This window comes from Myxococcus sp. CA040A, from assembly GCF_013336725.1.
GTDB classification, from domain to species: domain Bacteria; phylum Myxococcota; class Myxococcia; order Myxococcales; family Myxococcaceae; genus Myxococcus; species Myxococcus llanfairpwllgwyngyllgogerychwyrndrobwllllantysiliogogogochensis.
In genome coordinates, this window is record NZ_JABUMR010000008.1 from 142,743 (window position 1) to 164,238 (window position 21,496).

The 21,496-nt window shown below is 69.0% G+C and carries 6 protein-coding genes (1 of these 6 running past the window's edge); 2 read left to right on the top strand and 4 right to left on the bottom strand.

Annotated elements, in window-relative coordinates:
- Together HUA75_RS33505 and HUA75_RS33515 are read right to left on the bottom strand one after the other, a co-directional pair.
- Positions 1 to 12,640, bottom strand: part of the annotated coding region (locus HUA75_RS33505) for a non-ribosomal peptide synthase/polyketide synthase (RefSeq protein WP_254627899.1) (this coding region is incomplete at its 3' end). The annotated region extends 16,315 nt beyond the left edge of the window; 12,640 of its 28,955 annotated nt are in view.
- Between the two features lie 152 nt (positions 12,641 to 12,792).
- A complete protein-coding gene (locus HUA75_RS33515; RefSeq protein ID WP_174488709.1) occupies positions 12,793 to 15,096 on the bottom strand; it encodes a TIGR02266 family protein in 2,304 nt (767 codons plus the stop codon).
- Between the two features lie 175 nt (positions 15,097 to 15,271).
- Between HUA75_RS33515 and guaB the strand changes: the two genes are divergently transcribed.
- Positions 15,272 to 16,729 (top strand): IMP dehydrogenase, encoded by a 1,458-nt coding sequence (gene guaB / locus HUA75_RS33520; protein ID WP_141641090.1) that lies wholly within the window; start codon positions 15,272 to 15,274, stop codon positions 16,727 to 16,729.
- 83 nt (positions 16,730 to 16,812) lie between these two features.
- Here guaB and HUA75_RS33525 read toward each other — a convergent pair whose 3' ends face one another.
- Positions 16,813 to 17,433, bottom strand: coding sequence for a hypothetical protein (locus HUA75_RS33525; protein ID WP_174464523.1), 621 nt, complete (start codon positions 17,431 to 17,433; stop codon positions 16,813 to 16,815).
- Positions 17,434 to 17,532: 99 nt separating this feature from the next.
- On the opposite strand from HUA75_RS33525, the gene guaA reads away from it, so the two are divergent.
- On the top strand, positions 17,533 to 19,086 hold the full coding sequence (guaA, locus tag HUA75_RS33530; protein ID WP_141641088.1) for a glutamine-hydrolyzing GMP synthase: 1,554 nt from the start codon (positions 17,533 to 17,535) through the stop codon (positions 19,084 to 19,086).
- A 119-nt stretch (positions 19,087 to 19,205) separates the two neighbouring features.
- Here the strand turns inward: guaA and HUA75_RS33535 are convergent, their stop codons facing one another.
- Positions 19,206 to 21,332, bottom strand: a complete 2,127-nt coding sequence (locus HUA75_RS33535) for a S46 family peptidase (protein ID WP_174488710.1) — start codon at positions 21,330 to 21,332, stop codon at positions 19,206 to 19,208.
- Positions 21,333 to 21,496: the final 164 nt, after the last annotated feature.

Below are 21,496 nucleotides of genomic sequence, written 5' to 3' on the forward strand. Positions count from 1 at the left end.
CCACCAGGCGCTTGTCGCCCGGTGTGTCCTCGCGCACCACCACCGTGGCTTCGAGCACGCCCGGATGGGTGCGCAGCGAGGCTTCGACCTCGCCCGGCTCGATGCGGAAGCCACGCACCTTCACCTGGAAGTCCGTGCGGCCCAGGAAGCGGAGCGTGCCGTCCGCTGTCCACCGCACCCGGTCTCCGGAGCGGTACAGCCGAGCGCCCGGCGTGGAGGAGAACGGATGAGGAACGAAGCGCTCCGCGGTGAGGGCAGGCTGACCCAGGTAGCCCCGGGCCAGACCGTCTCCTCCGATGAACAGCTCACCCGGGACACCGACGGGCACGGGCTGAAGAGCGTCGTCGAGGACGAAGACCTGGGTATTGCCGATGGGCCGACCGATGGAGACGGAGGTCCCCACCTCGTCACCCGGTGACAGCCGGTGGCAGGCGGTGAAGGTGGTCCCCTCGGTGGGGCCGTACCCGTTCACCAGACCACGGCCACTGGCCAGTCGCTCGCGCACCCGTGGCGCGGGCAACACGTCGCCGCCCGCGAGGAGCTGCGGAACCCGGGCCAGGGCCTCCGGCTGATGCTGCTGCATCTGGTCGAACAGTGCGGCCGTCAACCAGAGGAGCGACACCTCATGCCGCACGAGCGCCTGGCCCAGCTCCTCCAGGTCCGTCGTCGCGTGCGGGTAGATGACCAGCCGTCCGCCATGCAGCAACGCGCCCCACAGCTCCAGGGTGGACGCATCGAACGCCAGCGGCGCGAGCTGGAGCACCACTTCCTTGGGGCCCAGGTCGACGAAGCGCGCGCCGGTCAACAGGCGCACCACGCTTCGGTGCGGAATGGCCACGCCCTTGGGCGTTCCCGTGGAGCCGGAGGTGTACGTGACGTACGCGAGCTGGTCCGGTCCGATGTCCGAGTTCACCGCGTGCGTGGGCTGCCGCGCGATGACGCTCCATTCGGAGTCCAGGCTCACCAGGGGCTGGGAGCCCGAGGGGAGCTCGTCCTCCAGCGACGCCTGCGTGAGCACCGCCGCCACGCCCGAGTCCTCGAACAGGAACGCGAGCCGATGCGCCGGGTACGACGGGTCCAGGGGCACGTAGCACCCCCCGGCCTTGAGGATGCCGAGCACCCCCACCACCATCTCCAGACTCCGGTGGAGGCACACGCCCACGCGCGACTCGGCGCCCAGGCCCAGGGTTCGCAGGTGGTGCGCCAGCTGGTTGGACCGCTCGTCGAGCTGCGCGTACGTGAGCGTCCGACCGTCATGATCCACGGCCACGGCCGACGGCGTGCGAGCAACCTGCGCGGAGAACAGCGCGGGAATCGTCGCCACGGCGGGCAGCTCCACCTGCGTGTCGTTCCAGTCGCGCAGCAGTTGATGACGCTCGGCCTCGGTCATCAGGGGCAGCTGACTGAGGCGCTGCTCCAGACCTCCGCGAGCCACCGCCTGGAGCACCACGCGCAGGTGCTCCGCCATCCGGTGGATCGTCGCTTCGGTGAAGAGGTCGGTGCTGTATTCGAGCTGTCCCTCCAGCGCGCCCTCCCGCTCCATCAGGGAGAGCGTGAGGTCGTAGCGCGCCGTGTCCGTGGTGCACGGAAGCAGGTCCACCTGCATGCCCGTGAGCGACGGCGCCCGCATCGGCGTGTTCTGGAGCACGAAGAGGGTCTGGAACAGCGGCGTGCGCGAGAGGTCTCGCTCACCGCCGAGGGCTTCCACCACCCGGTCGAACGGCGCGTCCTGATGAGAGAAGGCCGCCAGGGCGACTTCCTTCACCTGCCGCACCATGGTGGCGACGGTGGGGTCCTCGTCCCACTGGAAGCGCAGCGGGACGGTGTTGACGAAGAAGCCGATCAACCCCTCCAGCTCCGGCCGTTCGCGGTGACCCACCGTGGTCCCCGTGGTGAAGTCGCGCTGCCCCGAGTACCGAGCCAGCAACGCCTGCCAGCCGGTCAGCAGCACCATGAACAGTGTCGCGCTCTGTTCGCGACCGACGACCTCCAGGGCCGACACCAGCTCCGCGGGCAACGAGAAGGAGTGCATGGCGCCCCTGAAGCTGCGGGACGCGGGACGTGCATGGTCCGTGGGAAGCTCCAGCACGGGAGCCTCCTGGAGCCGTGAGCGCCACCAGTCGACTTGCGCGCTCACCGCGCTGTCTTCCATCACTCGCCGCTGCCACGCCGCGTAGTCGGCGTACTGCACCGGCAGCTCCGGGAGCGCCGCGCTCTTGTTCTCCAGGAGCGCGGTGTGGACCTCGGCGACCTCGCGCACCAGCACGTCCACGGACCAGCCGTCCGAGATGATGTGGTGCATGCACAGCAGGAGGACGTGCTCCTGCTCCCCGAGCTTCAGCAGCGCGGTGCGCAGCAACGGGCCGCGCTCCAGGTCGAAGGGACGGTGTGCCTCTTCGCTGATGCGGCGCGCGGCCGTGGCCTCGCGCGCGGAGGGCTCCAGCGCGCTCAGGTCCTCGATTCGCAGCGCCCAGGTCTCGGGCGCGGGATGGACGTACTGCACGGGCCGTCCCTCGCGGGACGTGAAGGTGGTGCGCAGCGTCTCGTGACGACGGGCGACCTCCTGGAAGGCACGGCGCAGCACGTCCACCTGGAGCGTCCCACGCAGTCGCAGCGCGGCGGGCATGTTGAACGCGACGAGGCCCGGCTGGAGCTGGTCCATGAACCACAGCCGCTGCTGGGCGAAGGACAGCTCCATTCCCTCCGGAGCGCGGGGCAGGGCGACCAGGGGCGGCAGCTCGGAGGCGGACGCCGCGAGCGAGGCTTCGAGTCGCTCCGCGAGCCGCGCCACGGTGGGCGCCTCGAAGAACGCGCGCAGCGACAGCGTGCTCCCCAGCCGCGCACGCAGTCGCGTCACCACCTGCGTGGCGAGCAGCGAGTGCCCGCCCAGCAGGAAGAAGTCGTCATTCAGGCCCACGCGCTCCACGCGCAGCACTTCGCGGAACACGTCCGCGAGCTGACGCTGGAGCTCCGTCTGGGGGGCCTCGAAGCTGGAGGCTCCCGAGGCGAAATCAGGGACTGGCAGGGCCTTGCGGTCCACCTTGCCGTGGGACGTCTGGGGCAACGACTCCAGCGCGACGAACGCGCTTGGCACCATGTACTCGGGGAGGCGCTGGCGCAGGTGGGCGCGAAGCGACTCCGTGTCCACGGTGGCCGGCGAGACATAGGCCACCAGTCGCTTGTCACCTGGAACGTCCTCTCGGACCACCGCGATGGCCTCACCGACCTCGGTGTGCGCGCGCAGGGCGGACTCCACCTCACCCAGCTCGATGCGGAAGCCACGCACCTTCACCTGGAAGTCGATGCGCCCCAGGAACTCGAGGGTGCCATCCGGACGCCAGCGCACACGGTCTCCCGAGCGGTACAGCCGCTCGCCGGGCGTGGAGGCGAAGGGATTCGGGACGAAGCGCTCGGCGGTGAGCGCGGGCTGGCCCTGGTAGCCCCGAGCGAGTCCCGCTCCGCCGATGAGCAGCTCGCCTGGAACACCCACGGGCACCGGCCGCAGGCTCGGGTCCACGACGTAGACGTGGGTGTTGGCGAGGGGGCGACCGATGGGAATCGAGTCGCCCAGCGTGTCACCCGGGTTCAGGGGTTGCTGCGTGGTGGCGACGGAGACTTCCGTGGGGCCATAGGCGTTGATGAGCGAGCGGCCCTGGGCCAGTCGTTCCCGCGCCCGGGGCACGGGCAGCACGTCTCCACCCACGATCAGCCAAGGCACCTGGGCCAGGGCCTCCGGTTGATGCTGCTGCATCACGTCGAACAACGCGGTGGGCAGCAAGGCGGCGGTCACTCGCTCCTCGACGAGGATGCGTGCGAGTTCTGTCACCTCGGGCATTTGAGCCGGGTACACGACGAGCCGTGCGCCGGACAGCAGCGTGGTCCAGACCTCCAGGGCGAGCGGGTCGAACGTGGGCGCACAAATCTGGAGGACGACGTCCTCGGGTCCGGTGGCGAGGCTCAGGCCGGACGCCAGACGCAGCACGGCCCGGTGGGTGACGGCCACGCCCTTGGGCATGCCCGTCGAGCCAGAGGTGTACGTGACGTAGGCGAGCTGGTCCGGGCTCGTCGAGAGCGTCACCGCGTCTGCCGACTGGCGCGCGATGTGCGCCCACTCGGAGTCCAGGCACACTCGCGAAGGCGCGACGGACGGGAGCACCGAGGCGACAGCCTCCAGCGTGAGCACCGTGGCGAGGCCGGCATCCGCGATGACGAAGGCGAGTCGTTGCTCGGGCCACGCCGGATCCAGGGGCACGTAGCTGCCACCAGCCTTCACGACACCGAGCATGGCGACCACGAGCTCCGTGCTTCGCGGCAGGAGCAGGCCCACGCGAGGCTCCGACCCCAGTCCCCGGGCCAGGAGGTGGCGCGCGAGCTGGTTGGAGCGTGCCTCGAGTTCCGCGTAGCTGAGCCCGTGGCCCTGGTGAACCACTGCCACGGCGTCGGGTCTGGCCCGCGCGTGCGCGGAGATGCGCTCGTGGAGCGTGGTCTCGGACGGGTACTCGGCGCGGGTGTCATTCCAGGAGACGAGCACCTGGTGTCGCTCGGCCTCGGACATCAGCGGCAGTGCGGAGAGCCGGCGCCGCGCGTCTTCCACCACGCCGCGCAGCAAGCGCTGGAAGTGGTCGACCAGGCGCCGCGCGGTGTCCGGGGTGAAGAGGTCCAGGCTGTACTCGAGCTGTCCCTCCAGGGTGCCCGAGCGCTCCATCAGCGAGACGGTGACGTCGAACTTGGAGGTGTTCGTCGCCGTCCGCAGGAGGTCCACGCTCAGGCCCGGCAGCGCTGGAGGCTGCAGCGGAGCGTTCTGGAGCACGAACACCGACTGGAACACGGGCGTGCGCGACAGGTCGCGCTCTCCGCCCAGGGCCTCGACGAGTCGATCGAAAGGCACGTCCTGATGAGCGAAGGCCGCGAGGGACTCCTCGCGCACCCGGCCCACCAGCTCCACGAAGGTCGGGTCGCCCGCGAGCTGTGCCCGCAGCGCGAGCGTGTTGACGAAGAAGCCAATCAGCCCCTCCAGCTCCGGACGCGTGCGATGGGCCACGGGGGTGCCCACGCAGAAGTCCGTCTGGCCGGAGTACCGCGCGAGCAGGGTCTGCCAGGTGGCGAGCAGCACCATGAAGAGCGTGGCGCCCTCGGACTGGCCCAGCTTCTCCAACTGGGAGACCAGGTCACCCGGCACGGTGAAGAACTCTGTCGCGCCGCGCGAGCCGCGCACGGCGGGACGCGGGAAGTCCGTCGGCAGCTCGAGGACGGGGGTCCCCTGGACGTGCGATCGCCAGGCTTCGAGCTGGGTGTTCTCGGTCTCGTTCTCCAGCACGCGCCGCTGCCAGGCCGAGTAGTCGGCGTACTGGACCGGGAGTGTGGGGAGGGTGGCCGCGCGGCCCGAGGAGGCGGCCGCATAGAGCATGGTGACCTCGCGCACGAGCACGCCCATGGACCAGCCGTCGGAGACGATGTGGTGCATGCACAACAGGAGCAGGTGCTCCTCGGCTCCCAGTCGGAGCAGCGCCGTGCGCAGCAGGGGGCCGTGCTCCAGGTCGAACGCGTGGTGCGCCTCCTCGGAGACGCGGTGCTCCACGGCGGCCGCGCGCGCGGAGGACTCCAGGGGGCTCAGGTCCTCGACCTCCAGAGGCCAGGCCTCGGGCGATGGATGGACGAGTTGCACGGGCTGGCCATCGCGCGAGGTGAACGTCGTCCGCAGGGGCTCGTGCCGACGGACGACCTCCGCGAAGGTCCGACGCAGGGACTCGACGTCGAGTCGTCCCGTCAGCCGCAGGGCCACGGGGATGTTGTACGCGGCCTGTCCGGGCTGGAGCTGCTCCAGGAACCAGAGGCGCTGCTGCGCGAAGGACACGGCGAGCGCGTCCACCGTTCCGGAGCGAGTCAGGCGCTCCAGGGGCACGCTCTCGCTCGGTGTCGGAGCCGAGCCTTGTAGCGGAGCGATGCGCTCGGAGAGCCGTTCGACGGTGGGTGCTTCGAAGAGGGCACGAAGGGACAACGAGACGCCGAGCTGAGCGCGCAGCCGCGTCACCACCTGCGTGGCCAGCAGCGAGTGTCCACCGAGCGCGAAGAAGTCATCCCGGGCACCCACGCGGGAGTGCCCCAGCACCTCGGAGAAGATGCGAGCGATGGCCTCCTCGGTGGGGTTTCTCGGCGCGAGGTATTCGTCCTCGATGACGGAGCGGTCCGCTTCCGGAGCGGGCAGCGCGCCACGGTTCACCTTGCCACTGGGAGTCAGCGGCAGCGACGGCAGCACGACAAAGGCCGACGGCATCATGTGCGGCGGCAAACGCTCCATGAGCGACTGCCGGATGCGCGCCACTTCGCGAGCACTCCGGGCCCCGCGCAGCGGGTCGTTCGCGAGTCGCGACACGGGCGCGAGGTCACCGGCCGCCTCCGGGGTGAGGTCGAGTCGAGTGGCCTCACCGGGCCGTGAGAACACCACGTCCAGGGCGCCGTCCGCATGCGCGCCGGCCCAGCTCACCCGGACGTCGTAGCCGATCACTCCGCCCAGGGCATAGAGGTCCTCCGGCTCCACGCCTCGTGAACCGGGCCAGTCGCGGAGCACTTCGCGCAGCGCGCCCACGTGCGGCGGCCGGCCGGAGCCGGAGAGCAGCGCGACCAGGCGCGTGTCATCGAGCACGCGGGCGTTGGGCAGGCCGCGCACGGCCAGCATCGAAGGCTGGGCTTCGAGCTTCTGGCGCAGGGTCTCCAGCGACAGGTTGCTTCCATCCACCCAGTCAGGACGCGAGGCCGCGGTGGCCTCGCCCACATGGAGGATGACCTCGTAGCGGAAGCGGCTCAGCTCGTTGTCGTAGCGACCGTGTTTGGGCAGGACCTCCACTCGGGAGATGCCCGGCACCCGCGCGGGCAGCGAGGTGAAGTACGTGGGCGAGAGGACCAGCTCCTCCTCGGCCAGCACGTCTCGCTGCACGCGGTACTGGAGTTGCGGCGTCGACAGGTTGGGCGGCGCGCGGTGCAGGCGCACCGAGGCACGGAAGGACTCCAACAGCTCCAGGTTGCGCACGTCGCCCAGGAAGATGCGGCCCCCGGGCTTCAGCACCTTCACCGCTCCGCTCAGGACCTGGAGCAGGTAGTCGCCGCTCGGGAAGTACTGGATGACGGAGTTCAGGATGACGGTGTCGAACGAGTGGGGCTCGATGCCGGACAGGTCATCCACGCTTCGATGCAGCAGGGAGACGGAGCGAAGGGAGTCGCCCAGTCGTTCCTTCTGCTGCTCGATGCGATCCAACGCGGGCCGGGCGAAGTCCACGCCCCAGTACGCCTCGCACCGAGGCGCCAGCCGGTACAGCAGGAGGCCCGTGCCGCACCCCAGCTCCAGCACCCGGCGAGGACGCAGGGCGAGGATCTGCCGCACCGTGGTGTCCACCCACTCGCGCATCTGCGGCGCGGGGAGCGGCCCGCCGGTGTAGCTGTCATTCCAGCCGGAGATGTCGAAGGTGGGGTCCTCGCTGCGCTCCCCCTGGGCGTAGGTCTCGTCGTAGACGGCCTTCCACTGCGCCGTCTGCTCCACGGTGCCCGACGTGTCCAGGTCCCCGAGGACGACGTACGCCGCCAGGCGCTTGTCTCCCGGCGAGTCCTCGCGGGCCATCACCACGGTCTCTCGCACCGAGGGATGCGTGCTCAACGCCGATTCGATCTCCCCCAGCTCGATGCGGAAGCCGCGAATCTTCACCTGGTTGTCGATGCGGCCCAGGTACTCCAAATCTCCATTGGCCAGGCGTCGCGCCAGGTCTCCCGCGCGGTACAGCCTGCGTCCGCGCACGGGGCCGAAGCGGTCCTCGACGAAGCGCGCCGAGGTCAGCTCGGGACGCCGCAGGTAGCCACGGGCCACACCTGCACCACCGACGTGGATTTCTCCCGGGACGCCCACGGGCACGGGCTGGCCGAGCGCATCCAGCAGGTAGATTTGAAGGTCCGGAATCGGCGCGCCAATCACGCTGGACCAGGGGCGCTCCACGTCCTCCATCCGCACGGGACGGTAGGTGACGTGGACCGTCGTCTCGGTGATGCCGTACATGTTGACGAGCGTCGGACGCGCGTCGCCGTGCCGCTCGAACCACGGACGCAGCGCGGCCATGTCCAGCGCTTCACCGCCGAAGACCACGTAGCGCAGGGACAACGTGGGGAGCGGACCGCGCGCGGCGGCCTGTTGCTCGGCATGGATGAGCTGGCGGAACGCGGTGGGCGTCTGGTTGAGGACGGTGACGCGCTCGTCCGCGAGCAGCCGATGGAAGGCCTCGGGAGAGCGGCTCACCCAGTACGGCACCACCACCAGCCGGCCGCCGTAGAGCAGCGCGCCCCAGAGTTCCCACACCGAGAAGTCGAACGCGTAGGAGTGGAACAGGGTCCACACGTCCTCGGGTCCGAAGTGGAACCACGCGTCGGTGGCGGTGAAGAGGCGCACGACGTTGTCGTGCCGCACCATCACGCCCTTGGGGCGCCCCGTGGAGCCGGAAGTGTAGATGACGTAGGCGAGGTCGCTCGGGGCGTTGCAGCGCGGCGGGCGAGGCGCGGGGGTGGAGTCGGACGGCTCGGTGTCCAGGCGCACCACGGCGGCGCCGGGCGCGGGCACGCGGTCCTCCAGCGAGGTCTGCGTGATGAGGACGGGGGCCTGCGCGTCCTCCAACATGAACGCGAGGTTCTCCCGGGGATACGACGGGTCCAGCGGCAGGTACGCACCGCCGGCCTTGAGGATGCCGAGCAGGGCCACGATGAGGTCCAGCCCGCGCTCCAGGCACACGCCGACGAGGACGTCGGGGCCCACGCCATGGCGCAGCAGCACCTGGGCCAGCCGGTTCGCGCGTGAATCCAGGTCGCGGTACGTCAGGTGACTGGACTCGAACGTGACGGCGACGGCGTCCGGCGTGCGGTCCACCTGCGCCTCGAAGCGCTCCACCAGCGTGCCGTCACTCGGTGACTCGGTGCGGGGGTTCCAGGCGTGCAGAACGTGCTGACGCTCGGCCTCCGTCATCAAGGGCAGCTCGGCGATGCGCTGGCTGGGAGCGTCCACCATGCCGCCCACCACCACTTCCAGATGGCCGAGCAGCCGGTCGATGGTCTCCGCATCGAAGAGGTCCGACGCGTACTTGCAGCCGATGAGCAGGCCGTCGGGCCCGTGCGCGGCCTCGAACGTCAGGTCCAGCTCGGTGGTGCGGTTGTCCAGCAGCGACACGCCCAGCGTCAGGCCGTTGCCGACGGCCAGGTCGCGCGGAATGTCGTAGTCGTCCAGGACGAAGGCGACGTTGTACAGCTCGCGCCGCTGCGAGCCGGGCTGCACGGCCGCGAGCACGTGGTCGAACGGGCAATGTCCGTGGGCCAGCGCGCCCAGGGTGCTCTGCTTCACCGCCGCGAGCAGCCCCGTCACGGTGGACTCGGACGGGAGCCGTACGCGCAGCGGGATGAAGTTGGTGCAGTCGCCCATCAGCCCGCGAATGCCGGGGACCTCGCGGCCGGAGATGGCGGAGCCGAGCACGAAGTCGGCCTGTCCGCTCCAGCGATGCAGCACGGTGGACAGCGCGGCGACCACGCTCATGAACGGCGTGACACCTTCACGTCGGCCCAGGGCATGGAACTTCGCCATCAGTGCCGCGGGCAACAGCCGCGAGCGGCGCGCACCGTGGAACGAGAGGCGCTGCGGCCGAGGCCTGTCGGTGGGAAGGGCGAGCAGGGAGGGGGCCTCCGCGAGCGCCTGCTTCCACCACGTCAGCTCCTTCCGGAGGGCCTGGGGCGTGAGGTGTTCGCGCTGCCACGCGGCGAAGTCTCCGTACTGGAGCGCCGGCTCGGGCAGGGGCGAAGGTTGTCCCGCGCTGAAGGCCCCGTACAGGGTGGCCAGCTCGCGCGCCATCAGGCCCACGGTCCAGCCGTCGGCCACCAGGTGGTGCACGGAGACGACGAGGGCATGGTCCTCGGCCGCGAAGCACACGAGGCTGAAGCGAAGCAGCGGACCCGTCGCCGGGTCCATGGGACGCTGGCCATCTCGTACGGCCACGGCATCCAGCACGGAGGCGCGGTCCGCGAGGTCATCGGCGTCAGTGACGACTCGCTCGATGGCCACGGGAGTCGGTGCGTGGACGTGCTGGAGCAGCTCACCGTCCTTCGAGGTGAGCGTGGTCCGCAGCACGTCGTGGCGACGGACCAGTTCGTTCAGCGCGCGCTCCAGCGCGGCCGTGTCCAGGTGTCCCCGCAACGTGAAGGCGAGGGGGATGTGGTAGGCGGTCGAGGCCGGTTCGAGCTGCTGGATGAACCAGAGTCGCTGCTGCGCGAAGGAGGCCGGCAGAGGCACTGTGTTCGCGCTGCCCCGCGCCACCGGACCGGAACGCGGTGCGAGCGAGCCCTGGGCCCCCGTCGAAACCTCTGTGATGAGGCCCCGGAGGCTGACGTCCTGAAGCAGCGTGGCGGCGGAGATGCGCGCGCCCAGGCGCTTCTCGATGCGCACCTGAAGGTCGGCCGCGCCCAGGGAGTCCATCCCCAATCGGGTCAACGGAGCATCCAGGTCCACGGTGCCAGCGGAGGCACCCAGTACGGCGGAGAGTTCCTCGCGAAGCGCGCGCTCCAGCTCCGCGGAGGACAAGCCCGAAGTCCTCGCGGATGGTTCCACGAGCGCGCCAGCGGAAACCGCCACGTCGGCGCTCGCGGACGGCGCGGTGCCGGACTGAGCGGCCACACCGACGCCCACCGTCGACGCGGTGCCGGACTGTGCGGCCACGCCGACGCCCATCGTCGACGCGGTGCCGGACTGAGCGTCCGCGGTCCCACCAACGTTCACGGACGAAGCGGTGCCCAGCAGCGACGACCCGGTTGCTCGAGGCTCCCTCTCAACGACCCCAGCGGTTGCATCCCGAGTCGTCCCAGGTGCGCCCCCGAGGTTCAGGTCCGAGCGCCACAGCACGGGCAGCTCGCCCGAGGCCAGGCCCGCACGGCAGGCGAAGCGCTGGATCTTCCCGCTCGACGTCTTGGGGATGGAGCCGGGCGGAAGCAGTGCCACCGTCCTGGGTTGGACCTCCAGCTCACGGGCAATGCCCTGCCGCACCGAGTCCGCCACGGCGGTCAGCGCCTCGGTGTCTCCCGACTCCGCAAGTTCGCGCGCCACCTCCGCGACCACCGCGAGGGCCTCACCCTCCGGCGTCTCGATTCCGAAGGCCGCCACGCCACCGGGCCGCACACGCCGATGCGCGCGCTCCACCACGGCCTCCACGTCCTGCGGGTACAGGTTCCTACCCCGCAGGATGATGAGGTCCTTGCGACGCCCGGTGACGATGAGCTGCCCGTCATCGAGGAGCAGTCCCAGGTCCCCCGTGCGCAGATAGGCAGGTCCGTCCTCGGCGCCCACGGGGCGTGCCTGGAACGTCTCCTGCGACTGCTCGGGCTTGTGCCAGTAGCCCAGCGCCACACTGCCGCCGGACACCCAGATTTCACCCACTTCACCCGCGGCGCGCGGCACCTTCGTCTCGGGATCGACGATGAGCAGCCGCTGCTCGGCCAGCGTCGCACCGCAGCTCACATGCGCGCGGACGCCCGGGGTCTCCGGGGCCGCGAGGACAGCAGTGCCACGAGACAGCGAAGCCTCGTCGAGCACGTGCACGCGAGGAACGCGGCCCTTCTGCTCACCGGTGACGATGAGCGTGCCCTCGGCGAGCCCATAGCAGGGATAGAACGCCTCGCGACGGAAGCCCGCCGGAGCGAACACCTCCGCGAAGCGGTCCAACGTGGCGGCTCGAATGGGCTCCGCTCCGCAGAACGCCACTTCCCACGAACTCAAATCGAGCGCCTTCACATCCTCGGAGGTGGCGCGACGCGCGCACAACTCGAAGGCGAAGTTCGGGCCTCCACTGACGGTGCCCTGGAAGCGGGACACGGCCTCCAGCCAGCGCATGGGACGCTGGAGGAAGGACATCGGTGACATCAACGCCACGGAGAAGCCGCCGAACAGCGGCTGGAGGATGCCGCCAATCAGCCCCATGTCGTGGTACGGCGGCAGCCAGATGACGCCCACGCTGTCGCGGCGCACCTGGAACGCACCGGAGATGAGCCCCAGGTTGTGCAGCAGGTTGGCATGGGACAGCATCACGCCCTTGGGCGTCCCCGTGGAGCCCGACGTGTACTGGAGGAACGCCAGCGTGTCGGAGCCAAGGTCGGGCTCGCGCCACGCATCCTCACCGCCCACGGGCAGGTCATCCGTGGACAACCACTGGAGCGCTCGGAAGTCCGGCGCCTGTTCGAAGACGAAGTCCGCCAGGCCCAGGATGCCCGACGTGGTGAGTACCACCGTCGCCTCCGCGTCCTGGATGATGGCGCGCAAGCGGGGAAGGGTGCGCTCGAGCCGCGTCGGGTCCGGCGGATAGGCGGGCACCGCCACCGCGCCCGCGTACAAGCAGCCAAAGAAACCCGCGAGGTAGTCGAGCCCCGGCGGATAGAGCAGCAGCACTCGCTGGCCCACGGCCCCACGCGCTTGCAGCGCGGCGGCGATGCGACGTGCCTGTCGCTCCAGCTCGGGCGCGGTCAGCGCGGCTTCGTCGCCGTCCGACTCTCCGAGGAAGGTGTAGAGCGGCTGCCGCGACGACTCTCCGACTGCGCGCGCACGGAGGGCGTCATTGAGGATTCGAAAGGGAGCATGCATGGGGTGTGGAGCTCGTCCGGGCTGATTGCGGCCGGCGGCTTAATAACAGGCGAGGCCGACAATCGCGGGCCTCAACGACTACCCACATGCATCTTCATTCCCAGCGTGAAAGTGGAAGGAGGACTGATCCACTCTCAGCAAGAAATCGAGACTCAGGCTCTACCGAACAAGCCTTTGAGCCATCGCACGAAGCCTCGCGACTTCGCGCTCACCACGGCTGGTACCGCGTGGACGTTGGATTGCGGCGCGGCTGTGACCTTCGGCGGAGCGATTCGTGGGGCCGAGGTAGTTGTCACGCCCGCAGGAGCCCTCATCGGCGCCGGACTGGCGGTGCCTGTTCCCGTCGTGCTCACGGTGCGCGTCGGCGTGGAGCCCGTCGCCTGTGCCGCGGCGGCCGTTCCTTCGGCGTCCAACTGGGCGAGCTTCGCCTTCACGGCGTCGGGCGTGTCGCGCGTGGAGAAGGTGCTCGTCACCTCGCGCCCTGAGGAGGACTCGCGCGCGGTGACCTTCAACAGTGACTCGTTGTTCACCTCGAACGTCACCGACACCTGCACGGCGCCACGCGGGAGCTTGGGCAGTCCCGCGAGCTTCAGCGTGCCCAGGTACTCGTTGTCGGACGCCTTGTCGGAGTCGCCCTGGAACACGGTGAGCTCCAGCTCCGTCTGGCCGTCGCGGTGCGTGGAGAGGGTGTAGCTCTTGGTGGAGGGCAGCGAGGTGTTGCGCTCCAGCACGGGCTTGAAGCGTCCGCCGGGCAGGCCCACGCCAATGGCCATGGGGAGCACGTCGATGAGCACCACGCCTTCCAGCTGCCCCAGGCTGTGCGCCAGGAGCGCGGCCCCCAGGGCCACCGCTTCGTCGGGGTGGACGCCCTTGCTCGGCGGCTTGCCGAAGAAGCGGGTGATCTTCTCGTGCACCAGCGGGAAGCGACTCTGGCCTCCGACGAGGATGACCTCGTCGATGTCCTTGGGGCCCAGGTTCTTCACCCGCAGGACCTCCTCGCAGACCTGGACGGTGCGGTCGACGAGGCCCTCGGTGAGTTCGATGAGCTTCTGCCGCGTGAGCGTGACGTCCAGGTCGTACGGCTTGTCCTCGATCATCGTGACGAAGGCCACATGCACCCGCATCTCCGAGCGCTCCGACAGCGCGCACTTCGCGCGCTCCGCCGCGTCGTTGATGCGCTGCATGGCCACCCGGTCGCCCTGGAAGGCCCGGCCCGTCTTCTTCTGAAACTCCTCCAGCAGGTACGCGACGATGGCGTTGTCGAAGTCGATGCCACCCAGGAAGGTGTCGCCGCCGGTGGAGATGACCTCGTAGACGTTGTCGGCCAGCTCCAGCACGGACGCGTCGAAGGTGCCACCGCCCAGGTCGTACACCAGCACGCGCTGGTTGAGCTTGCGGCCGTAGCCGTACGCGAGCGCCGCGGCGGTGGGCTCGTTGAGGATGCGCTCGACGTAGAGCCCCGCGAGCTTGCCGGCCTCGCGCACCGCGTGGCGCTGGTTGTCGTTGTAGTACGCCGGGACGGTGATGACGGCGCGGGACACGGGCTGGCCCAACTGGTTCTGGGCGACTTCGCGCACCTCGCGCAGGATGAGCGCGGAGATCTGCTGGAGCGTGTAGACGCGGTCCGACAGCTTCACGCCCGCGTCACCGTTCTCTCCCGCGGTGATCTCGTAGTGGAACTTGTCCTTGATGGACCCGACGATGGCGGACTCGTACGCGCGCCCCACCAGGCGCTTGGCGCCGTACACCGTGTGCCGGGGGTTGGTGAGCATCTGCCCCTTGGCGGGGTGGCCCACCACCAGCTTGCCGCGCGTGTTGACCGCGATGATGGAGGGCACCGTGTTGTGGCCCTCGCGGCTGTTGAGCACCCCGGGCTTGCCGTTGCGCACATAGGCGGCACACGAGTTCGTCGTGCCCAGGTCGATGCCAATCACCACACCCGCGCGCTTGGGCTCCGCCGTGTTCAGGTCCAACGCCGCGTCCGACATCATCGTCGCGGGCACCGGGGCGACTCCGCCCGAAGGGGGAGCGGCCTGGGCGGCGACGACCTGGGGATTCGCCTGCTGTGGCGGAGGTGGGACGGTGTAGTCCGGAGCACCCACGCCCGTGGGGACTGGGGGCACGTCCGACTGGGCGTGGGGCAGGGCGGCGACCGCCGAGTCGAGGAAGCGGCGCGTCTGGGGGTCCATCCCCAGGAAGCGCAGGCCCATGCCCACCACGCCCTGGCCTCCCTGCCCGGTGACGAAGTGGACCACGGCCTGCGCGTGGATGAGCCGCTCGCCGCTCGCCAGCCGAAGGTCCAGCGTGACGGCCGTCCCCGGAGGCTTCACCGCGCGAGCGCGCAGGTAGATGCCACCTCGGGTGACGTTGCCGCCATACTTCGCCAGGAACTCCTCCGGCGTCGCGAATGGCAGCTTCACGACCAACCCGACCGCCGCCTGATTCGATTCCGTCAAAGCCCGGTTCCTGAGACGTGAGTGAAAAGCCCGGTCGGATTATCGCTTGAAGTGCGAGTGAACGGGCGTCAAAAAGTCCACCCTTCCAGGTTGCGTGGGGACAACGTACCTCGTATGGAACCGCACCCTCGGGGCGCTGGTGCCTCGTGGGCCCTTCGCCCCGGGAGCGCCGCCCATGTTGAACCCCGAGATCCGGCTCGCACTCACCTTCGATGACGTCCTCCTGGTGCCCGCCGAAAGTTCGGTTGTCCCCAAGGATGCGGACCTGTCGACCCGCCTCACGCGCAACCTTCGCCTGAACATCCCGCTCCTGTCGGCGGCGATGGACACGGTGACGGAGTCGCGCACCGCCATCGCCATGGCGCAAGAGGGCGGCATCGGTGTCATCCACAAGAACATGACCCCCGAGCAGCAGGCGCTCGAGGTGACCAAGGTCAAGAAGTTCGAAAGTGGAATGGTGGTGGACCCCGTCACCATCGACCCCGAGGCCCCGCTGGGCCGCGCCATCGAGCTGATGCGGCACCATGGCGTGTCGGGCATCCCCGTGGTGAAGGGGCGTCGCCTCGTCGGCATCGTCACCAGCCGCGACGTGCGCTTCGAGACCAACCTCACGCAGAAGGTCGAAGCGGTGATGACGCGCAAGCTCGTCACCGGCCGCGAGGGCATCATCCAGGGGGATGCGCAGAAGCTGCTGCACGAGCACCGCATCGAAAAGCTGCTCATCGTCAACGACGACTTCGAGCTGCGCGGCCTCATCACCATCAAGGACATCGAGAAGCGCCGCACGAACCCGAACGCGGCCAAGGACGGAAAGGGGCGCCTCCTGTGCGCCGCCGCCGTGGGCGTGTCTCCGGACCGCGAGGCGCGCATCGACGCGCTGGTGAAGGCGGGCGTGGACGTCATCGTCGTCGACACCGCGCACGGCCACTCCAAGGGCGTGGTGGACGGGGTGCGGGACACGCGCAAGAACTTCAAGGGCTTCGAGCTCATCGCCGGCAACGTCGCCACCGCCGAGGCCACCCGCGCGCTCATCCAGGCGGGCGTGGACGCGGTGAAGGTGGGCATCGGCCCCGGCTCCATCTGCACCACCCGCGTCGTCGCCGGCGTGGGCGTGCCGCAAGTCACCGCGGTGGATGACTGCTGCCGCGAGGCGGAGAAGCACGACATCCCCATCATCTCGGATGGCGGCATCAAGTACTCGGGCGACATCGTCAAGGCGCTCGCGGCCGGAGCCAGCACGGTGATGATCGGCTCGCTCTTCGCCGGCACCGAAGAGGCCCCCGGGGACGTCATCCTGTACCAGGGCCGCAGCTACAAGAGCTACCGGGGCATGGGCAGCCTGGGCGCGATGAAGCAGGGCGCCAAGGACCGCTACTTCCAGTCGGACGTGGACGCGGTGAAGCTCGTTCCCGAGGGCATCGAAGGCCGGGTGCCGTACAAGGGCACGCTCGCGATGAACGTCCACCAGATGCTGGGCGGCATCCGCAGCGGCATGGGCTACGTGGGCTGCGGCACCATCGACGAGCTGCGCAAGAACGCGACCTTCGTGCGCATCACCTCGGCGGGCCTCAAGGAGAGCCACGTCCACGACGTCATCATCACCGAAGAGGCTCCCAACTACCGCGTGGAGTAGGCGTCAGGACGGGCGGCTCCTGGAACGAAAAGAGGGCCCACGCCAGGCGGCGGGGCCCTCGGTTGTTTCGGCCGGGAAGGCGGCTACTTGCGGCCCTTGCGACCGCCGGAGCCAGAGTCGTCGGAGGACGGCGACGCGGCGGAGATCTTCCCCTCGGCGCCGGCCACGCGGCTGAGCAGGGCGTCCTTGTCGTCGGGCTCCAGCGTTTCAATGGCCTGGCGCAGGGTGTTGAAGTCGAGCCGGGCGATGGTGACGGTGTTGCCGCCCTTGATCTCCTGCACGGTGGGCACCATCACCAGCTCGCGCATGTAGGTCTCGAACTCCACCTTCACGTCGGCCGTCTGCTGGATGCAGGTGTCCCGTGCATTGACGATCTGCTGGCTGCCCTCGCGGTAGCTCAGGTCCGGGTTGCGGTTCATCGCCTCCTCGAACGTGGTGGTCCGCTTGCGCAGCGAGGAGTACAGCTCGATGTAGTCGACGAGGCGGTCCGTCTCGGGGCGATTGACGTTGCGGGCCTTGCCCAGTGCGTCGGTGGTGTCGTCACAGGTGAGCTTCTGGAGATCGGAGACCCCTGGCGTGTCTTTGACAGCCAGGTTTTGGGTCTCGCGGTCCAGTCGCTCGTCGGAGGAGATTTCCTTCACGCATCCAGAGGCGGAGAGGAACAAGAGGGTCGCAGCAGTGGAAGCGGACAGGCGGCGGAGCATCCGGACCTCGAACAATTGAGGGGACTTGGGCGTTGCTTTCCGGAAGTTTGTAGCGATAAGGGCCCCCAGCCGTCAACGACGCCCCTTGGAGAACCTCCGGTGGACCTGCACGCCGAGAAGATCCTGATCCTCGATTTCGGGAGTCAGTACACCCAGCTCATCGCCCGGAGGGTGCGCGAACTGGGCGTTTATTGCGAAATCCACCGCCCGGACCTCCCGGCGGAGGATATCCGCCGCTATGCCCCCCGGGGCATCATCCTCTCCGGAGGCCCGGCGTCCGTGGAGGCGCCTGGTTCCCCCCGGTGTGACCCGTTCGTCTTCGAGGCGGGCGTGCCCGTCCTCGGCATCTGCTACGGCCTCCAGCTCACCGCCAAGCTCCTGGGCGGGCGCATTGACCGGGGCGCACACCGTGAGTTCGGCAACGCGGAGGTCGAGGTCCTGGCGCCCCGCGGGCCCTTCTCGGAGTTCAAACCCGGAGACCGGGTCCAGGTGTGGATGAGCCACGGAGACCGGGTGGAGGAGCTTCCGCCCGGTTTCGAGGCCATTGGTCGCAGTGGCAATTCGCCCTTCGCGGCGGCGGCCCACCAGACCAAGCCCTTCTACGGCCTCCAGTTCCACCCGGAAGTCGTACATACCCCGCAGGGCAAGGCCATGCTGCGCGCCTTCCTCTTCAACGACTGCAAGGTGAGCGGCTCGTGGACGATGAAGGGCTTCATCGACGAGGCGGTGGCCACCATCCGCCGACAAGTGGGTGAGCAGGGCCGGGTCATCTGCGCGCTGTCCGGCGGCGTGGACAGCTCCGTGGCCGCGCTGCTGCTCCACCGCGCCATCGGCCCCCGGCTCCAGTGCATCTTCGTGGACAACGGGGTGCTGCGGCAGGGGGAGCGCGCCCAGGTGGAGGGGCTCTTCGTGGACCGCTTCCACGTCCCGCTGAAGACGGTGGATGCGCGGGCCCGGTTCCTGGACGCGCTGGCCGGCGTGACGGACCCGGAGAAGAAGCGGAAGATCATCGGCCGTGAGTTCATCGCCGTGTTCGAGGAGGCCTCGCGCGACATCCAGGACGCCGGGTTCCTGGCACAGGGCACGCTGTACCCGGACGTCATCGAGTCCGTCTCGTACAAGGGCCCCTCCGTCACCATCAAGAGCCACCACAACGTGGGCGGCCTGCCGGAGACGATGAAGCTCAAGCTGGTGGAGCCGCTGCGCGAGCTGTTCAAGGACGAGGTCCGCGCCCTGGGCCGCGAGCTTGGGCTGCCCGAGGACATGGTGAACCGCCAGCCGTTCCCCGGTCCCGGCCTGGCCATCCGCGTGCTGGGTGAAGTCACGGAAGCCCGCCTGGAGCTGGTGCGCCGCGCGGACGCCATCGTCCAGGAGGAGATTCGCGCCGCGGGGCTCTACAAGGAGCTGTGGCAGGCCTTCGCCGTGCTGCTGCCCGTGCAGAGCGTGGGCGTCATGGGCGACGAGCGCACCTACGAGTCCACCTGCGTGCTGCGCGCCGTCACCAGCGTGGACGGCATGACGGCGGACTGGGCCCGGCTGCCGTACCCCGTGCTGGAGCGCATCTCCACGCGCATCACCAACGAGGTGCGTGGCATCAACCGCGTCGCCTACGACGTGTCCTCCAAGCCCCCGGCCACCATCGAGTGGGAGTGAGCCGGGAGTAGGGTGCCCGCTGGAAACGCGAAAGAGGCTGCCTGGCGAACGTGCCCAGGCAGCCTCTTCGTGCTTCAGGGGTCCGGGGGTTGAGCCCGGGCCCCTTCAGGCGGGGTGAATCACCCGGCCGGCTTCGTGGGGACCGAGGGAATCTTGGTGCTGCCCGGACGCAGCTCCTCGAGCACCCGGGTGGCGCCGTAGATCTTCTTCAGCGACTCGATGATGGCGTCGCTGTGCACGGCCACGGTGCGGTTGACGGACTCGTCGAAGCCGTACTCACCGCCCAGGGACTGGATGTTGCCGTCGAACACCAGGCCGACGATCTCCGCGTCCTTGTTGATCATCGGGGAACCGGAGTTGCCGCCGATGATGTCGTTGCTGGTGACCAGGTTCATCGCCGTGGCGCCGTCGAGCAGCTTCTCCGACTTCAGCCAGGAAGGCGGCAGGGCGAAGGGCTCCTCGCCCGTGGCGTGCTCGAACGTCCCGGCCATCTGGGTGACGGGCTCCACCTTCTTGCCGTCCTCCATGTAGCCCTTCACCGAGCCGTAGGACAGGCGCAGGCTGAACGTCGCGTCCGGGTACTGGTTGGTGCCGTAGGCCTCGAACTTCGCCTTGGCGACCAGCTCCGCGTTCTTCTTGATGACCGCGTCGATGTTCTCCTCGTAGTTCTTGCGGACCGCGCGGCCATCCGCGTCGAGCGCGAGGGCCAGCTGGATCATCGGGTCCTTGGAGGCGGCGATGGCCGCCTTGCCGCCGTCGAGCAGGCCCTTGCGCACGGCCACGTCACAGACCTTGGAGCCCTTCACGTCCTTGAGGACGCAGAGCTTGGAGCCCTTGACCAGCCGGGCGGCCAGCTTCTCGGGGGACTCCTTGCCCAGGACCTTCTTGACGAACGGGTGGTTGGAGCCGAGCTCCTCGCGCATCTTCGTCAGGCCGAACGACAGGCGCATGATCTCCAGCTCCGGGTAGATGGGCGCCGGGCTGAGCAGCCCGGCCGTGAGGGCCGGCACGTTGGCCTGGTTGAACTCACGCAGGCGCTGGCCGTTCTCCTTGGGGAGCTCCTCGGAGGCGCGCACCAGCGCCTTGGCGATGCTGTACAGGCTGGAGGACAGGCCGTTGCCCTGCTCGACGAAGGCCAGGTCCTTGCGGACGTTGACGAGCTGGCCCTGCGCCTTGGCGATCTCATCCCACGCCGCGCCGTACTTCTTCTTCATCTCCGGGTTGGCGTCGACCTTCTTGCGCAGCTCCTGCTCGGCGGCGACCTTCTGGCCGAAGAACTTCTTGTCCTGCAGCGCCTCCAGGCGGCCCTTGGTCGCCTTCAGGCCGTTCTCCACGCCGAAGAGCAGGTTGTTGGAGATGCGCTTCTGCTCGGGGCCGCGCTTCTGGAACTCCGTCACCATGCCGCGCACTTCGGACATCATGAAGAGCATCTTCGGCATGGCCACGTCGCGCTGATACTCCAGCTCCGCGATGGTCAGCCCGCGCGAGGTGCGGCCGGGGTGGCCGGACACGAAGGTGAGGTCACCCTCCTTGGCGCTCTTCTCGGACCACTTGAAGAAGTTCTCCGTCTTGGCCGGCTTGCCGTCCTGGTAGACGCGCAGGAACGTCACGTCCAGGTCCCACCGGGGGAACTCGAAGTTGTCCGGGTCGCCGCCGAAGAAGGCGATGGCGTGCTCGGGGGCCATCACCAGGCGCACGTCCTGGAAGCGGCGGTACTTGTAGAGGTTGTACTTGCCGCCCTGGTACAGGGTGACGACGTCGCAGCGCACCTTGGCGTCGCCGGCGGAGCAAGCCTGCTCCAGCTCGGACATCTTCGCCTTCAGGGTGTCGCTATAAGGCTTGCCGGACAGCCCCGCGGTCGCCTTGTTCAGCGTCTCGGTGACGTCGGTGATCTGCTCCAGCTGGTTGATCTCCATCGCCGGGCACTGCGTCTCCTCGGCTTCGGTCTTCGCGTAGAAGCCGTTGGCGATGTAGTCCTTCTTGGCGCCGGAGAGCTGCTCGATACAGCCGCGAGCACAGTGGTGATTCGTCATCACCAGGCCGTTGGCGGACACGAAGCTGGCGGAACAGCCGCCCGCGAGCCGCGCGGAGGACAGGCGGGCTTTGTCGAGCCACTCCTGCGAAGGCTCGAAGCCGTACTTCTCCTTCACCTTCGCGGACGGGAAGTTGTTGTACGTCCACATGCCTTCGTCGGCCAGCGCGGGGGCGGCGCCGACAAGGGTGGCAATCAGGAACAACCGTTTCATTGGACAGGTCCTTTCCAGGGCCGGGGGTGTCGCGGTTCTGCGGTAACCCACTGCCTCGGTCAACCGGGAAAAAAGCTGGGAAGAATTCCCAACCCCTGGAACATCCAGGCGGCCGGGGGATTCCTCGTCAGTGCGCGGAGTCCTACGAGATGTCGCTGCCCGTG

What these genes read in the sequence shown, in the direction of transcription:
- guaB (WP_141641090.1), top strand. Translation starts at nt 15,272, where the DNA reads ATGTTGAACCCCGAGATCCGGCTCGCACTCACCTTCGATGACGTCCTC.
- HUA75_RS33525 (WP_174464523.1), bottom strand. Translation starts at nt 17,433, where the DNA reads ATGCTCCGCCGCCTGTCCGCTTCCACTGCTGCGACCCTCTTGTTCCTC.
- HUA75_RS33535 (WP_174488710.1), bottom strand. Translation starts at nt 21,332, where the DNA reads ATGAAACGGTTGTTCCTGATTGCCACCCTTGTCGGCGCCGCCCCCGCG.